Origin of the sequence: Streptomyces sp. WM6372, from assembly GCF_001279655.1 — a bacterium.
Classification (GTDB): domain Bacteria; phylum Actinomycetota; class Actinomycetes; order Streptomycetales; family Streptomycetaceae; genus Streptomyces.
Window position 1 is genome coordinate 1 of the sequence record NZ_LGDB01000208.1, and the last position, 13,929, is coordinate 13,929.

Consider the following 13,929-nt stretch of genomic DNA (forward strand, 5'->3'; position numbering starts at 1 on the left):
CCCCCCGCCGCCGCCCCCTCCCCCGCCGCCGCCGCTGGGGCCCCCGGGCTGAGGCGCCGGGCGGGAGCGGGGCGCGGGGAAGCGGGGCGTATCGAATCGAACACGCTCGGCCACCGCGCTGCCCCGAGGGCTTCCCGCTCCTCCCCGTCGGCCCGCATTCACCTCTCCGACACCCTCCCGCCGTCCACCGGGCGCCCGCGATCGGCGGCGCCGGAGGGCGCTGCGCCGGAAAATGGTTCCGGCAGGTGGGACGGGGGTCCGAGCAGGCGGGACGGGAAGATACGGTGAGGACACCATGAGCGCTTCGCAGACCTCCGACGTCCCCACCCTCCTCGTCAAGATCTTCGGCAAGGACCGTCCCGGGATCACCGCCGGGCTGTTCGACACCCTCGCCGCCTACTCCGTCGACGTCGTCGACATCGAGCAGGTCGTCACCCGTGGCCGCATCGTCCTGTGCGCCCTCGTCACCCAGCCCGCCGACAGCGGCGAGGGCGAGCTGCGGGCCACCGTCCACAGCTGGGCCGACTCGCTGAAACTGCAGGCCGAGATCCTCTCCGGTACCGGTGACAACCGGCCGCGCGGCAGCGGCCGTTCCCACGTCACCGTGCTCGGGCATCCGCTGACCGCCGAGTCCACGGCCGCCATCGCCTCCCGCATCACCGCGACCGGCGGCAACATCGACCGCATCTTCCGGCTCGCCAAGTACCCGGTGACGGCCGTCGAGTTCGCCGTCTCCGGTGTGGAGACCGAACCGCTGCGCACCGAGCTGGCCACCTCCGCCTCCCACATCGGCGTCGACGTGGCCGTGGTCTCGGCCGGGCTGCACCGCCGGGCGCAGCGTCTGGTCGTCATGGACGTGGACTCGACGCTGATCCAGGACGAGGTCATCGAGCTGTTCGCCGCGCACGCCGGCTGCGAGGCCGAGGTCGCCGAGGTGACCGAGCGGGCCATGCGCGGGGAGCTGGACTTCGAGCAGTCGCTGCACGCCCGTGTGAAGCTGCTGGCCGGGCTGGACGCCTCCGTCGTGGACAAGGTCCGCTCCGAGGTGCGGCTGACGCCGGGCGCCCGGACCCTGATCCGTACCCTCAAGCAGCTCGGCTACCAGGTGGGCGTGGTCTCCGGCGGGTTCACCCAGGTGACGGACGATCTGCAGGAGCGGCTGGGCCTGGACTTCGCCTCGGCCAACACCCTGGAGATCGTCGACGGGCGGCTGACCGGCCGGGTCACCGGCGAGATCGTGGACCGGGCCGGCAAGGCCCGGCTGCTGCGCCGCTTCGCCTCGGAGGCCGGGGTGCCGCTGGCCCAGACGGTGGCCATCGGTGACGGCGCCAACGACCTGGACATGCTGAACGCGGCCGGGCTGGGCGTGGCGTTCAACGCCAAGCCGGTGGTCCGGGAGGCCGCGCACACGGCGGTGAACGTGCCGTTCCTGGACGCGGTGCTGTACCTGCTCGGGATCACCCGGGAAGAGGTCGAGGCCGCGGGCCTGACCTGAGCCGCGCGCGAGTACGAGGACGGGCCCCGGCGGATCGACCGCGCCGGGGCCCGTACTCGTACTCGTACCTGCGTCGTGATGCCCTGCGTCGTGGCGCCTCGCGTCGTGGCGCTCGTACGTGTCCGCTCAGTGGTCCTTGGGCGTCCAGTACTCCAGCAGCGTGCCCACTCCGTGCTCCAGGGACTTCCAGGAGCCGGTGAAGGAGACGACGGCCAGGGCCGCGGTCGGGAACCCGGTGCGGTTCATACGGGCCAGGGCGTCGCCCTCCGCGCGTCCCGAGAGGGCGTCGGCGAGGGCGTGCATGCCCGGGTTGTGGCCGATGACGAGGAGGTCCTCGACCTCGTCGGACGTCTCGTTCAGGAGGGCGATGAGCTCGCCCAGCGAGGCGTCGTACAGACGCTCCTCGTAGTGGGTCTTCGGCCGGTGCGGCATCTCCTGGACGGCGAGCTTCCACGTCTCACGGGTGCGGGCGGCGGTGGAGCAGAGGGCCAGGTCGAAGGCGATGCCGGTTTCGGACAGCTTCAACCCGGCGGCCGGTGCGTCCTTGCGGCCCCGTTCCGCCAGCGGGCGTTCGTGGTCGGACACCTCGGGCCAGTCGGCCTTGGCGTGCCGGAGGAGGACGATCCTGCGGGATGTGTCGGCGCTCATGGCTCCCAGCTTCCCACGAATCGGGCCGTGGGGCGCAGGGTGTTGGGGGCTCGGCGGCGGTCGGCCGCGGGGCCCGGCCGCGCGGGCCCGGTCAGCCGACGACGCGCAGGATCTGCTCGGTGACCTGGAGGATCGCGGAGGCCTCGCCGGTGGCGGCATGGGCCTGGCCGGAGCCGGCGAGGAGCAGCAGGAGGAGGCCGAACGCGAGCGCCGGAAGGGCCAGCGCCCACCAGTGCAGCCGGGTGCTGGCGCCGTGGATTCGGGGACCGGGGGTGTGCGTGGGGGCCGACATGGCCGCCTCCGTGGGTACGCGGGGTGGGACTGGCTCGCTCTCTTCGAATCTATGGATTCGAAGGCGCGGTGCCCATCCGGGACACACCCCAGTCGACCCTGACCCTGGCCCCCTAGGGGTGTGGGGGGTTACCCCTACCCCTGCGCGGGTCAGGGGGAGACGACGCTCGCGATGACGGAGATGATCACGGTCACGACCAGCATCGCGCCCAGCACCAGGCCGAGCTTCTTGTGGCTGTTCTGCGGGTTCGGTTCGAGTACGGGCGACATGCCGCTCAGTCTCGCATGCCGCATTCGTCCTCGATCGTGCGGTCCCGGCCGGCCAGGATGCCCAGCGCGATCTGCGGGACCAGCAGGGCCGCCATGACGGTGAGCGGCAGGTCCCAGCCGCCGCTGTGCTGGTAGAGGGCGCCGATGAGGAGCGGTCCGGGGATGGAGATGAGGTAGCCGGCGCTCTGGGCGAAGGCGGACAGCTTGACCACACCGGCCGGGGACTTGGCGCGCAGCCCGATCATGGTGATGACGAGGGGGAAGGCGCAGTTGGAGACGCCAAGCAGGAGCGCCCAGGCCCAGGCCCCGGCGGCGGGGGCGAAGTGGAGGCCGGTGTATCCGACGAGGCCGAAGAGGCCGAGGGTGACGGCGATGGCCCCCTGGTTCTTCATCCGGCCGGCCAGGTTGGGGATGACGAAGGCGAGCGGGACGCCCATGACCATGGTGACGGCGAGCAGGACGCCCGCGGTGGAGGCGGAGACCCCGGCGTCGCGGAAGATCTGCGGGAGCCAGCCCATGGTGATGTACGCGCCGGTGGCCTGGAGGCCGAAGTAGCAGGCCAGGGCCCAGGCGGTGCGGCTGCGGACGATCTTCGGGCCCGCGTCCGCCCGTACGGTCGCGGCGGCCGCGGAGTCCTCGGCCCGCTTCCGGCGACGGGCGGCCGCCGCGACGGGCAGCCAGGGCAGTACGGCGACCAGCGCGAGCACGGCCCAGACCAGCAGGCCCGTACGCCAGCTGCCGCCGAGGGCGGAGGTCATGGGCACGGTCATGGCGGCGGCGAGCGAGGTGCCCAGGGCCAGGGCCATGGAGTACAGGCCGGTCATGGTGCCCACGCGGTCCGGGAACCAGCGCTTGACGATGACCGGGAGCAGCACGTTGGTCAGGGCTATGCCCGCCAGTGACAGGGCGCTGGCGGCGAGGAAGCCGGCGGCGTCGTGCGTGAGCGGCCGGATCAGCAGCCCGGCGGCGACGGCGGCCATGCCGGCGCAGACGACGGCGGCCGGGCCGAAGCGGCGGGAGAGCCGGGGCGCGGTGACGCCGAAGACGGCGAAGCAGAGGGCGGGGACGGAGGTGATCACTCCGGCGACGGTGCCGCTCATGCCGAGGCCCGTGCGGACCTCCTCGAAGAGGGCGCCGAGGCTGGTGATGGCGGGCCGCAGGTTGAGGGCGGCCAGCACGATGCCGACGATGAGGACCGGGCCGAGCCAGGCGGGGTCCGGCTGTGCCTGCGGGTTCGTGGGGGCGGCGGAACGGGACGGTGCGGGTACCGTGCGCGCGGCCTCGGGCCGGTTCAGGGTCTGGATTTCTTCGTCGGGCATTACACCATCATAGAATCATGGGATGATTGGTTGTCACCCTCAGACCGGACCCGGATAGGAACCCGCCCGCATGCCGTTGACCTCGCCCCGGCGCTCCGCGCTGGTCGACCAGGTGATCTCCCAGCTCAGGAACCAGATCACGTCCGGCGAATGGCCCGTCGGAGCCCGCATCCCCACCGAGCCGGAGCTGGTGGAACTGCTGGGCGTCGCCCGCAACACCGTCCGGGAGGCCGTCCGGGCACTGGCGCACAACGGGCTGCTGGACATCCGCCAGGGCTCGGGGACGTACGTCATCGCCACCAGCGAGCTGGCCGGGGTGATGCACCGCCGCTTCGCGGGCGCCGATCCGCGGCACATCGCGGAGCTCCGCTCGACGCTGGAGTCCGCCGCGGCCCGGCTGGCGGCGGAGCGGCGCACCGAGCGGGACCTGGGGCAGCTTGACGCGCTGCTGGCGCGGCGCGAGGAGGCCTGGGCGAGCGGGGACGCGGAGCGGTTCGTGGCGGCGGACGTCGCGCTGCACATGGCGGTGGTGGCGGCCTCGCACAACGAGGTGCTCATCGAGCTGTACGCGGACCTCGGCGACCTGGTGGCGGACTGGCTGCGCACGGACGTGGGCACGGAGCTGGATCCCGCGGCGCACCTGGACCACGCCCGGCTGATCGAGGCGGTCCGGCGCGGGGACGGGGACGCGGCCGCCTCGGAGGCGGCGGGCTACCCGTTCGTGTGCCTCGGCAGGAAGTAGCCTTCGCGGGAGGGATCCGGGGTCACGGCCGCTGGTGGGTCACCCAGGCCGAGCGGACCTCCTTCCAGCAGCGGCTGGTGAGCTCGATCCGGCCGGCCGGCGGCAGGGCGACGGCGGCGCTGTCCGCGTCCACGTCCCACCAGCGGTCGCACTCCACGTGCAGGCGCAGGAGATCGGTCTCGGGATAGGCGTTGAGGCAGGTGGCCGTCACCTGCGAGCCCTCGATCACGGTGTCGCAGTCGGCGCCGAACAGCTCCCGGGCGGCGGGCGGCGGGGGCCGTACGGGCGGCTCGGCGGGGATCTCGTCGAGGTCCACGGCGGCGGGCTCAAGAGCGGCGGGCTCCAGTACGGCAGGCTCCAGTACGGCAGGCTCCAGTGCGGCGGGCTCAACGGCGGCCGGCCCAACGGCGGCGGGCTCCACGACGGCCGGCCCAACGGCGGCGGGCTCCACGACGGCCGCCGCCTCCGGCCCCGTCAGCACTTCGCCCCCCTCGGGCCGCGCGTCGGCCCCCGGGATCAGGAATCCCGTCAGGACCACCGAGGTGACCAGCAGCGATACCGCTCGGCTCCGCCTCGCGCGCACTCCCGCACCTCCTCCCCGCACGAGCCGAGAAGATCCCGGCTCGGTCAGTTTGCAGGCATCTGTCCTGGTTTTCGACTCGGGAAGATCCGGTCGGAGGGCGAAAATCTGATCGAACACCCGGCCCGGATCCCCGCCCCCACCGGCCGGAACGGCGGCGGCCGCGCCTCCCGGAAGGGAGACGCGGCCGCCGCCGTACGGACGTACGAGTACCTCTGCGTACCCGTCGGTGCCTCGGTCAGGCACCCATCGCGTGCAGGCCGCCGTCCACGTGGACGATCTCGCCGGTGGTCTTCGGGAACCAGTCCGACAGCAGGGCGACGATGGCCTTGCCCGCCGGCTCCGGGTCGCTCATGTCCCACTCCAGCATCGAGCGGGAGTTCCAGACGTCCGCCAGCTCCGAGAAGCCCGGGATGGACTTCGCGGCCATCGAGCCGATCGGACCGGCCGAGACCAGGTTGCAGCGGATGTTCTCCTTGCCCAGGTCACGGGCGAGGTAGCGGCTGGTGGCCTCCAGCGCGGCCTTGGCCGGTCCCATCCAGTCGTACTGCGGCCAGGCGAACTGCGCGTCGAAGGTCATGCCGACGACGGCCGCGCCCTCCGCCGGGAACAGCGGCTTGCACGCCATGGTCAGCGACTTCAGCGAGAACGCCGAGACGTGCATGGCGGTCGCGACCGACTCGAACGGGGTGTTCAGGAAGTTGCCGCCCAGGGCGTCCTGCGGCGCGAAGCCGATGGAGTGCACGACACCGTCGAGGCCGCCGAGCTCGTCGCGGACGAGGCCCTCCAGGCGGGCCATGTGCTCGTCGTTGGTGACGTCGAGCTCGATCACCTTGACCGGCTTGGGCAGCTTCTTGGCGATGCGCTCGGTCAGCGTCGGGCGCGGCCACGCGGTGAGGATGACCTCGGCGCCCTGCTCCTGGGCCAGCTTGGCGGCGTGGAAGGCGATGGACGACTCCATCAGCACCCCGGTGATGAGGATGCGCTTGCCGTCGAGAATTCCGCTCATGGTGATCAGTGACCCATGCCCAATCCGCCGTCAACGGGAATGACGGCTCCTGTGATGTACGCGGCGTCGTCGGACGCCAGGAAGCTCACGGCTGCCGCGATCTCCTCGGGCTGCGCGTAGCGGCCCAGGGGTACCTGGCCGACGATGCCCGCACGCTGCTCGTCGGTGAGCACCTTCGTCATGTCGGTGTCCACGAAACCGGGGGCCACGACGTTGAAGGTGATGTTGCGCGAGCCGAGCTCACGGGCGAGCGAGCGGGCGAAGCCGACCAGCGCCGCCTTGGAGGCGGCGTAGTTGGCCTGGCCGGCCGAGCCCAGCAGCCCGACGACCGAGGAGATCAGGACGACGCGGCCCTTCTTGGCACGGAGCATGCCACGGTTCGCGCGCTTGACCACCCGGAAGGTGCCGGTGAGGTTGGTGTCGACGACGGACGCGAAGTCCTCCTCGGACATGCGCATCAGCAGCGTGTCCTTGGTGATGCCGGCGTTGGCCACCAGCACCTCGACCGCGCCGTGCGCGTCCTCGATCTCCTTGTAGGCCTGCTCCACCTGCTCGGAGTCGGTGATGTCGCAGCGGACCGCCAGGACGCCGAGCGCGGTGAGCTCCTGCGGCGGCTCACCCGACCGGTACGTGATCGCGACCTTGTCGCCGGCCTGCGCGAAGGCTCGGGCGATGGCGAGGCCGATGCCCCGGTTTCCTCCGGTGACGAGAACCGAGCGGCTCAACGGATCACCCTTTCGACTAGCGGTCTGAGTACCAAAAACCTATAGGCCATGGCCCCCGCACGCAGAATCGATCTCCCACAGGGCCTCGGTACGGGCTCTGTCGAGTCCCTACAGAAAGATGTAGGCACAAGCGCCCCGAGCGCGACATGATCGAGGCGACCGGCCCCGACCCCGGGAGGACTTCCGTGCCCCATTCCATCGACGCGGCCTTCACCGCGCTGCCCTTGCGGGCGCTCGCCGACTCGGCGCTCGCCCGGGCCCGCGCGCTGGGCTGCGACCATGCCGACTTCCGGCTCGAGCGGATCCGCAGCGCCTCCTGGCGGCTCCGGGACGCCAAGCCCTCGGGCAGTTCCGACACCACCGACCTCGGGTACGCGGTCCGCGTGGTGCACGGGGGCAGCTGGGGGTTCGCCTCCGGCGTGGACCTGACCATGGACGGCGCCGCCAAGGTGGCCTCGCAGGCCGTGGCCATGGCGAAGCTGTCCGCGCAGGTCATCAAGGCCGCCGGTTCGAACGAGCGGGTGGAGCTCGCCGACGAGCCGGTGCACGCCGACAAGACGTGGATCTCCGCCTACGACGTGAACCCGTTCGAGGTGCCGGACGCCGAGAAGGCGGCCCTGCTCGCCGACTGGAGCGCGCGACTGCTGGCCGCCGACGGGGTGGCGCACGTGGACGCCTCACTGCTCGCCGTCCACGAGAACAAGTTCTACGCCGACACCGCCGGCACCATGACCACGCAGCAGCGCGTGCGGATCCACCCGCAGCTCACCGCGGTCGCCGTGGACTCGACCACCGGCGAGTTCGACTCGATGCGCACCATCGCCCCGCCGGCCGGGCGCGGCTGGGAGTACCTGACCGGCACCGGCTGGGACTGGGACGCCGAGCTGGAGCAGATCCCCGGGCTGCTCGCCGAGAAGATGCGGGCGCCGAGCGTCGAGGCGGGGCGCTACGACCTGGTCGTGGACCCGTCCAACCTGTGGCTCACGATCCACGAGTCCATCGGCCACGCCACCGAGCTCGACCGGGCGCTCGGCTACGAGGCGGCGTACGCGGGGACCTCCTTCGCCACCTTCGACCAGCTGGGCAAGCTCAAGTACGGCTCCCCGATCATGAACGTGACCGGTGACCGCACCGCCGAGCACGGACTGGCCACCGTCGGCTTCGACGACGAGGGCGTCCAGGCGCAGAGCTGGGACCTGGTCAAGGACGGCACCCTGGTCGGCTACCAGCTGGACCGCCGGATCGCCAGGCTCACCGACCTGGGCCGCTCCAACGGCTGCGCCTTCGCCGACTCCCCCGGGCACGTGCCCGTCCAGCGGATGGCGAACGTCTCGCTCCGGCCGGACCCGGGCGGGCTGTCGACCGAGGACCTGATCGGCGGGGTGGAGCGCGGCATCTACGTCGTCGGCGACCGCTCCTGGTCGATCGACATGCAGCGCTACAACTTCCAGTTCACCGGGCAGCGGTTCTTCCGGATCGAGAACGGCAAGCTGGCCGGGCAGCTGCGCGACGTCGCCTACCAGGCCACGACCACCGACTTCTGGGGGTCGATGGAGAAGGTCGGCGGCCCCCAGACCTACGTGCTGGGCGGCGCCTTCAACTGCGGCAAGGCCCAGCCGGGCCAGGTCGCGGCCGTCTCGCACGGCTGCCCGTCCGCGCTGTTCCGTGACGTGAACATCCTGAACACCACGCAGGAGGCCGGCCGATGAGCCGTACGAAGCCCCACGAGATCGTCGAGCGGGCGCTGGAGCTGTCCACCGCTGACGGCTGCGTCGTCATCGCCGACGAGGAGTCGACGGCCAACCTGCGCTGGGCGGGCAACGCGCTCACCACCAACGGCGTCACCCGCGGCCGGACCCTGACGGTCATCGCCACCGTCGACGGCAAGGAGGGCACGGCCTCGGGGGTCGTGTCGCGCTCCGCCGTGACCGCCGAGGACCTGGAGCCGCTGGTCCGGGCCGCCGAGGCCGCCGCCCGCGGCGCCGGCCCCGCGGAGGACGCCCGGCCGCTGGTCACCGGGACCCCGGCCTCGCCCGACTTCACCGAGGCGCCGGCCGAGACCTCCTCGGCCGTGTTCGCGGACTTCGCCCCGGCCCTCGGCGAGGCCTTCGCCCGGGCCCGCGCGGGCGGCCGGGAGCTGTACGGCTTCGCCAACCACGAGCTGGTCTCCACGTACGTCGGCACCTCGACCGGGCTGCGGCTGCGCCACGACCAGCCGAACGGCACCCTGGAGCTCAACGCCAAGTCCCCCGACCGGCAGCGCTCGGCCTGGGCCGGCCGCTCCACCCGGGACTTCAAGGACGTGGACCCGACCGTGCTGGACGCCGAGCTCGCCGTGCGGCTGGGCTGGGCGGAGCGGAAGATCGACCTGCCCGCCGGCCGGTACGAGACCCTGCTGCCGCCGACCGCGGTGGCCGACCTGCTGATCTACCAGATGTGGTCCGCGGCGGCCCGGGACGCGGTCGAGGGCCGGACGGTGTTCTCCAAGCCCGGCGGCGGCACCCGGCTCGGCGAGAAGCTGTCCCGGCTGCCGCTGACCCTGCGCAGCGACCCGAACGCGCCGGGCCTGGAGTCCGCGCCGTTCGTGATCGCGCACAGCTCGGGCGACGACGCCTCGGTCTTCGACAACGGCCTGCCGGTCCCGGCCACCGAGTGGATCCGCGAGGGCGAGCTGGCCCGGCTGACCACGACCCGGCACAGCGCGGCCATGACCGGGATGCCGGTCGCGCCGGGCTTCGGGAACCTGATCCTGGACGGCGGCGGCGACCGCTCGCTGGAGGAGATGGTGGCCTCCACCGAGCGGGGTCTGCTGCTGACCTGCCTCTGGTACATCCGCGAGGTGGACCCGGCGACGCTGCTGCTCACGGGCCTGACCCGGGACGGCGTCTACCTGGTGGAGAACGGCCAGGTCGTCGGCGAGGTGAACAACTTCCGGTTCAACGAATCGCCGGTGGACCTGCTGTCGCGGGCCTCCGAGGCGGGCCGGACCGAGAAGACCCTGCCGCGCGAGTGGAGCGACTGGTTCACACGGGCCGCGATGCCCGCGCTGCGGATCCCCGATTTCAACATGAGCTCGGTCAGCAAGGGTGTCTGACCACCTAGACTGAGCTTTTGGCGTGACGCATTTCCCATCTGAAGGAGTCGAGAGACCGTGACGGACATCGTCGACGAACTGAAGTGGCGTGGGCTCTTCGCCCAGTCCACCGACGAAGAAGCGCTGCGCAAGGCGTTCGCGGACGGTCCGGTCACCTTCTATTGCGGCTTCGACCCGACGGCGGCCTCCCTGCACGTGGGACACCTCGTGCAGGTGCTGACCGTACGCCGGCTCCAGCAGGCCGGGCACCGGCCGCTGGCGCTGGTCGGCGGGGCCACCGGTCAGATCGGCGACCCGCGGCCCACGGCCGAGCGGACGCTGAACGACCCGGAGACGATCGCGAACTGGGTGACCCGGCTTCGGGGCCAGATCGAGCCGTACCTGTCCTTCGAGGGCGAGAACGCCGCGATCATGGTGAACAACCTGGACTGGACGGCGGGCATGTCCGCCATCGAGTTCCTGCGTGACATCGGCAAGCACTTCCGCGTCAACAAGATGCTGACGAAGGACTCGGTCGCCAAGCGCCTGGAGTCCGACCAGGGCATCAGCTACACCGAGTTCAGCTACCAGCTGCTCCAGGGCATGGACTTCCTGGAGCTGTACCGGCGCTACGGCTGCACCCTCCAGCAGGGCGGGTCCGACCAGTGGGGCAACCTGACCGCCGGTCTCGACCTGATCCACCGCCTGGAGCCGCACGCCGAGGTGCACGCGCTGGCGACCCCGCTGATGGTCAAGGCGGACGGCACCAAGTTCGGCAAGTCCGAGAGCGGCTCCGTCTGGCTCGACCCGGAGATGACCACCCCGTACGCGTTCTACCAGTTCTGGCTGAACGTGGACGACCGGGACATCTCCACCTACATGCGGATCCTGTCCTTCAAGTCCCGCGAGGAACTGGAGGAGCTGGAGGCGCAGACCGCCGAGCGGCCGCAGGCGCGCGCCGCCCAGCGGGCGCTGGCGGAGGAGCTGACCACCCTGGTGCACGGCGCCGACCAGTGCGCGGCCGTGATCGCCGCGTCGAAGGCGCTGTTCGGCCAGGGCGAGCTGGCGGACCTGGACGAGGCCACGCTGGCCGCGGCCCTGTCCGAGCTGCCGCGCGCCGAGGTCGCCGAGCTCGGCCTGGTGGTGGACCTGCTCGCGGAGACCGGACTGGTGGCGAGCAAGTCGGCCGGCCGCCGGACCGTGAAGGAGGGCGGTGCCTACGTGAACAACGTGAAGGTGACCGCCGAGGACGCGGTCCCCGCCAAGGAGGAGCTGCTGCACGGGCGCTGGCTGGTGCTGCGCCGCGGCAAGAAGAACCTGGCGGCGGTCGAGGTCACGGGCTGACGCCCGGGGCCTGACGCCCGAGCACGGCGGAGGGGCCGGTACGGACGAGACGTCCGGCCGGCCCCTCCGTCATGCCGCCCCTCAGGTCATCTGCTTGCTGCCGCCCTTGAGCGACTTGTAGACCATCTCACCGAGAGCCACGATCAGCACCGCTCCGGCAAGTTGCAGCAGGTGCCGGGTCCAGTCGATGCCCTTGGTCTCCCCGACGCCGATCCACACCGCGACGGCGTTGCCGAGGATGCCGCCGGCGATGCCGAACAGGGTGGTCAGCCACAGGGGCTGGTGCTGCTTGCCCGGCAGGACCGCCCGGGCTATGAGGCCCAGCACGAAACCGACGATGATCGCCCACAACCATGACATGTCGAGCCTCCTCGTGGCGCGTTGTGCGCATGTGGGCCCAGTTTCGACCCGTCCGGCGTACTGCGCATTTCGGACGGCCCCATTCGGGGGATACCCCCTCTCCTCGCCACGAGGCGGGCGGCGTACGGTGGGAGGGGTCCGGACCGGGGAGCGTCCGGCAGGCGAATCTGGCGGTGGAGCGTGGAGCGGAAGAAGCGGAACGGGGCCGAGGTCTTCCGGATCACCGGAGCCCGGATGGGTCTCGACGAGGACGTGCGGGGACGGCAGCGCCGGTACGTCATCTCGATGTCGATCAGGACGCTCTCGGTGCTGGCGACGGTGATCCTGTGGAACGTGGAACGTCACGTGGCGATCGTGACGCTCATCGCGGGCGCGCTGCTGCCGTACGTGGCCGTGGTGATCGCCAACGCGGGGCGCGAGTCGACCCCCTCGCTGCCCTCGCACTTCATCCCGTCACCTGTGCGTCCGGCACTGGACGCGGGAAACCTCAAGAAAAGCTCAGATCAATCATGAAGTTCCGGTGCACTGCACCGGGTCCTGCGTGACATACTGCCTACGCGCTCCGCATCCCCCGTCGGAGCGACGGACCGACGCCGGGCAGCTCCCCCCGTGGCTGCTCGGCGTCGCCTTTCCGTGGCAGGGGTTTGTAGGGTTGAGGCGTGAACTCCCCTGACTCCCCCGACCTCCCCGGTTCCACTCCGTCTCCCCGTGCCGCCGAGGCGCCCGCGCCCTCCTGCTCGGCCAAGGGCTGCCGCGACGCGGCCGTCTGGGTCCTGGCGTGGAACAACCCGAAGCTGCACACGCCGGAGCGCCGCAAGACCTGGCTGGCGTGCGAGGAGCACCGGGAGCACCTCTCCCAGTTCCTGGGGGTCCGCGGATTCCTCAAGGACGTCGTGAAGCTCGACGAGTGGGTCCAGCCGGAGGGCTCGGAGCGCCCGTAGCGCCCGGAAAGGCGGCGCCGGCGGGGCGGCCGCCGGCCGGCCGCGTGGCCGCCGTCAGCCGCCGATCGCGGACATCGGCCGGTCGGGCTGGAGGAAGGACGGGTCGTCGAGTCCGGACCCGGCCTTCTTGCCCCACATCGCCACCTTCCACAGGCGGGCGATCTCCTCGTCCGGGGCGCCCGAGCGCAGCGCGGCGCGCAGGTCCGACTCCTCGGTGGCGAACAGGCACGTACGGATCTGGCCGTCGGCCGTGAGCCGCGTACGGTCGCAGGCCCCGCAGAACGGGCGGGTGACCGAGGCGATGACGCCGACGGTGGCGGGGCCGCCGTCGACCACCCAGCGCTCGGCCGGGGCGGAGCCGCGCTCCTCGGAGCCTTCCTCGGTGAGCGTGAAGCGGGTGCGCAGGGAGGCGAGGATGTCACCGGCGGTGATCATGCCCTCGCGCTTCCAGCCGTGCTGGGCGTCGAGCGGCATCTGCTCGATGAAACGGAGCTCGTACTCGTTCTCCACGGCCCAGGCGAGCAGGTCGGGGGCCTCGTCCTCGTTCAGGCCCGGCATCAGGACGGCGTTGACCTTGACAGGGGTGAGGCCGGCCTCGCGGGCCGCGGCCATGCCGTCGATGACGTCGCGGTGGCGGTCGCGCCGGGTGAGGGTCTTGAAGACCTCGGGCCGCAGGGTGTCCAGCGAAACGTTTACCCGGTCCAGTCCGGCGGCCTTGAGCGCCTGTGCGGTGCGCTTGAGGCCGATGCCGTTGGTGGTCAGGGACATCTGGGGGCGCGGCTCCAGGGCCGCGCACTGCTCGACGATGCCGACCAGGCCGGGCCGGAGCAGCGGTTCGCCGCCGGTGAAGCGGACCTCGGTGATCCCGAGCCGCGTGACGGCGATCCGGATCAGCCGGACGATCTCCTCGTCGGTCAGCAGATCGGACTTTCCGAGCCACTGCAGGCCCTCCTCGGGCATGCAGTACGTGCAGCGCAGATTGCACCGGTCGGTAAGTGAGACGCGCAGGTCAGTGGCCACGCGGCCGTAGGTGTCGAGAAGCATTTCGGGCCCCCTCCCTGTCCGGTCCATAGAGACGTCCGCGCCACTTCGGCGGGATGCCTGGCGCTGTGTTCGAGCCTACGCGACGGCT

At 71.6% G+C, this 13,929-nt stretch carries 16 protein-coding genes; 7 read left to right on the forward strand and 9 right to left on the reverse strand.

Annotation, left to right across the window (positions count from 1 at the left end):
• The first annotated feature begins 295 nt into the window (after nucleotides 1-295).
• Nucleotides 296-1,495: a phosphoserine phosphatase SerB gene (gene serB / locus ADK52_RS27620; protein WP_053692557.1), complete on the forward strand. Its 1,200-nt coding sequence runs from the start codon at nucleotides 296-298 to the stop codon at nucleotides 1,493-1,495.
• A gap of 126 nt (nucleotides 1,496-1,621) precedes the next feature.
• Here serB and ADK52_RS27625 read toward each other — a convergent pair whose 3' ends face one another.
• From ADK52_RS27625 to ADK52_RS27635, 4 genes are all read right to left on the reverse strand, one after another.
• On the reverse strand, nucleotides 1,622-2,143 hold the full coding sequence (locus ADK52_RS27625; RefSeq protein WP_053692558.1) for a SixA phosphatase family protein: 522 nt from the start codon (nucleotides 2,141-2,143) through the stop codon (nucleotides 1,622-1,624).
• Between the two features lie 91 nt (nucleotides 2,144-2,234).
• Nucleotides 2,235-2,435, reverse strand: a complete 201-nt coding sequence (locus ADK52_RS27630) for a hypothetical protein (protein WP_053692559.1) — start codon at nucleotides 2,433-2,435, stop codon at nucleotides 2,235-2,237.
• Nucleotides 2,436-2,584: 149 nt separating this feature from the next.
• Nucleotides 2,585-2,704, reverse strand: a complete 120-nt coding sequence (locus tag ADK52_RS44615; protein ID WP_267880934.1) for an SGM_5486 family transporter-associated protein — start codon at nucleotides 2,702-2,704, stop codon at nucleotides 2,585-2,587.
• A gap of 5 nt (nucleotides 2,705-2,709) precedes the next feature.
• Nucleotides 2,710-4,023, reverse strand: a complete 1,314-nt coding sequence (locus tag ADK52_RS27635; protein ID WP_053692560.1) for a CynX/NimT family MFS transporter — start codon at nucleotides 4,021-4,023, stop codon at nucleotides 2,710-2,712.
• 70 nt (nucleotides 4,024-4,093) lie between these two features.
• On the opposite strand from ADK52_RS27635, the gene ADK52_RS27640 reads away from it, so the two are divergent.
• Nucleotides 4,094-4,765 carry a FadR/GntR family transcriptional regulator gene (locus ADK52_RS27640; RefSeq protein WP_053692561.1) on the forward strand — a complete coding sequence of 224 codons (672 nt, stop codon included), beginning with the start codon at nucleotides 4,094-4,096 and terminating at the stop codon, nucleotides 4,763-4,765.
• Between the two features lie 22 nt (nucleotides 4,766-4,787).
• Here the strand turns inward: ADK52_RS27640 and ADK52_RS44845 are convergent, their stop codons facing one another.
• The 3 genes from ADK52_RS44845 to fabG form a co-directional block, all read right to left on the reverse strand.
• Nucleotides 4,788-5,348 carry a hypothetical protein gene (locus ADK52_RS44845; protein WP_324615945.1) on the reverse strand — a complete coding sequence of 187 codons (561 nt, stop codon included), beginning with the start codon at nucleotides 5,346-5,348 and terminating at the stop codon, nucleotides 4,788-4,790.
• A 235-nt stretch (nucleotides 5,349-5,583) separates the two neighbouring features.
• Nucleotides 5,584-6,354: an enoyl-ACP reductase FabI gene (gene fabI / locus ADK52_RS27650; protein ID WP_053692562.1), complete on the reverse strand. Its 771-nt coding sequence runs from the start codon at nucleotides 6,352-6,354 to the stop codon at nucleotides 5,584-5,586.
• A 5-nt stretch (nucleotides 6,355-6,359) separates the two neighbouring features.
• Complete coding sequence (fabG, locus tag ADK52_RS27655; RefSeq protein WP_030300576.1) at nucleotides 6,360-7,079, reverse strand: 3-oxoacyl-[acyl-carrier-protein] reductase; 720 nt, start codon at nucleotides 7,077-7,079, stop codon at nucleotides 6,360-6,362.
• Between the two features lie 146 nt (nucleotides 7,080-7,225).
• Here fabG and ADK52_RS27660 point away from each other — a divergent pair, with 146 nt between their 5' ends.
• The 3 genes from ADK52_RS27660 to tyrS are packed head-to-tail and all read left to right on the forward strand — an operon-like array spanning nucleotide 7,226 to nucleotide 11,496.
• Nucleotides 7,226-8,788: a TldD/PmbA family protein gene (locus tag ADK52_RS27660; RefSeq protein ID WP_420714938.1), complete on the forward strand. Its 1,563-nt coding sequence runs from the start codon at nucleotides 7,226-7,228 to the stop codon at nucleotides 8,786-8,788.
• Complete coding sequence (locus ADK52_RS27665) at nucleotides 8,785-10,173, forward strand: metallopeptidase TldD-related protein (protein WP_053692563.1); 1,389 nt, start codon at nucleotides 8,785-8,787, stop codon at nucleotides 10,171-10,173. The genes ADK52_RS27660 and ADK52_RS27665 overlap by 4 nt, the downstream gene beginning before the upstream one ends.
• 57 nt (nucleotides 10,174-10,230) lie before the next feature.
• The gene (gene tyrS, locus ADK52_RS27670) at nucleotides 10,231-11,496 is read left to right on the forward strand and encodes a tyrosine--tRNA ligase (RefSeq protein WP_053692564.1); all 1,266 of its coding nucleotides are present in this window, start codon (nucleotides 10,231-10,233) and stop codon (nucleotides 11,494-11,496) included.
• A gap of 81 nt (nucleotides 11,497-11,577) precedes the next feature.
• On the opposite strand, the gene ADK52_RS27675 is transcribed toward tyrS, so the two are convergent.
• A complete protein-coding gene (locus ADK52_RS27675; protein WP_053692565.1) occupies nucleotides 11,578-11,856 on the reverse strand; it encodes a GlsB/YeaQ/YmgE family stress response membrane protein in 279 nt (92 codons plus the stop codon).
• 180 nt (nucleotides 11,857-12,036) lie between these two features.
• On the opposite strand from ADK52_RS27675, the gene ADK52_RS27680 reads away from it, so the two are divergent.
• Together ADK52_RS27680 and ADK52_RS27685 are read left to right on the forward strand one after the other, a co-directional pair.
• Nucleotides 12,037-12,369, forward strand: coding sequence for a DUF3099 domain-containing protein (locus ADK52_RS27680; protein WP_078988647.1), 333 nt, complete (start codon nucleotides 12,037-12,039; stop codon nucleotides 12,367-12,369).
• Nucleotides 12,370-12,515: 146 nt separating this feature from the next.
• Entirely contained in the window at nucleotides 12,516-12,797 is a 282-nt protein-coding gene (locus ADK52_RS27685; protein WP_053692566.1) for a hypothetical protein, read from the forward strand.
• Between the two features lie 54 nt (nucleotides 12,798-12,851).
• Here the strand turns inward: ADK52_RS27685 and moaA are convergent, their stop codons facing one another.
• Nucleotides 12,852-13,841: a GTP 3',8-cyclase MoaA gene (gene moaA, locus ADK52_RS27690; protein ID WP_053692567.1), complete on the reverse strand. Its 990-nt coding sequence runs from the start codon at nucleotides 13,839-13,841 to the stop codon at nucleotides 12,852-12,854.
• Between the last annotated feature and the right edge of the window lie 88 nt (nucleotides 13,842-13,929).

Excerpts from the sequence above, each read along its gene's own strand:
- ADK52_RS27660 (WP_420714938.1), top strand. The coding sequence starts at position 7,226 with ATGATCGAGGCGACCGGCCCCGACCCCGGGAGGACTTCCGTGCCCCAT.
- moaA (WP_053692567.1), bottom strand. The coding sequence starts at position 13,841 with ATGCTTCTCGACACCTACGGCCGCGTGGCCACTGACCTGCGCGTCTCA.
- ADK52_RS27665 (WP_053692563.1), top strand. The coding sequence starts at position 8,785 with ATGAGCCGTACGAAGCCCCACGAGATCGTCGAGCGGGCGCTGGAGCTG.
- ADK52_RS27630 (WP_053692559.1), bottom strand. The coding sequence starts at position 2,435 with ATGTCGGCCCCCACGCACACCCCCGGTCCCCGAATCCACGGCGCCAGC.
- ADK52_RS27625 (WP_053692558.1), bottom strand. The coding sequence starts at position 2,143 with ATGAGCGCCGACACATCCCGCAGGATCGTCCTCCTCCGGCACGCCAAG.
- ADK52_RS27640 (WP_053692561.1), top strand. The coding sequence starts at position 4,094 with ATGCCGTTGACCTCGCCCCGGCGCTCCGCGCTGGTCGACCAGGTGATC.
- ADK52_RS27635 (WP_053692560.1), bottom strand. The coding sequence starts at position 4,023 with ATGCCCGACGAAGAAATCCAGACCCTGAACCGGCCCGAGGCCGCGCGC.
- serB (WP_053692557.1), top strand. The coding sequence starts at position 296 with ATGAGCGCTTCGCAGACCTCCGACGTCCCCACCCTCCTCGTCAAGATC.
- ADK52_RS27675 (WP_053692565.1), bottom strand. The coding sequence starts at position 11,856 with ATGTCATGGTTGTGGGCGATCATCGTCGGTTTCGTGCTGGGCCTCATA.
- ADK52_RS44615 (WP_267880934.1), bottom strand. The coding sequence starts at position 2,704 with ATGTCGCCCGTACTCGAACCGAACCCGCAGAACAGCCACAAGAAGCTC.
- fabI (WP_053692562.1), bottom strand. The coding sequence starts at position 6,354 with ATGAGCGGAATTCTCGACGGCAAGCGCATCCTCATCACCGGGGTGCTG.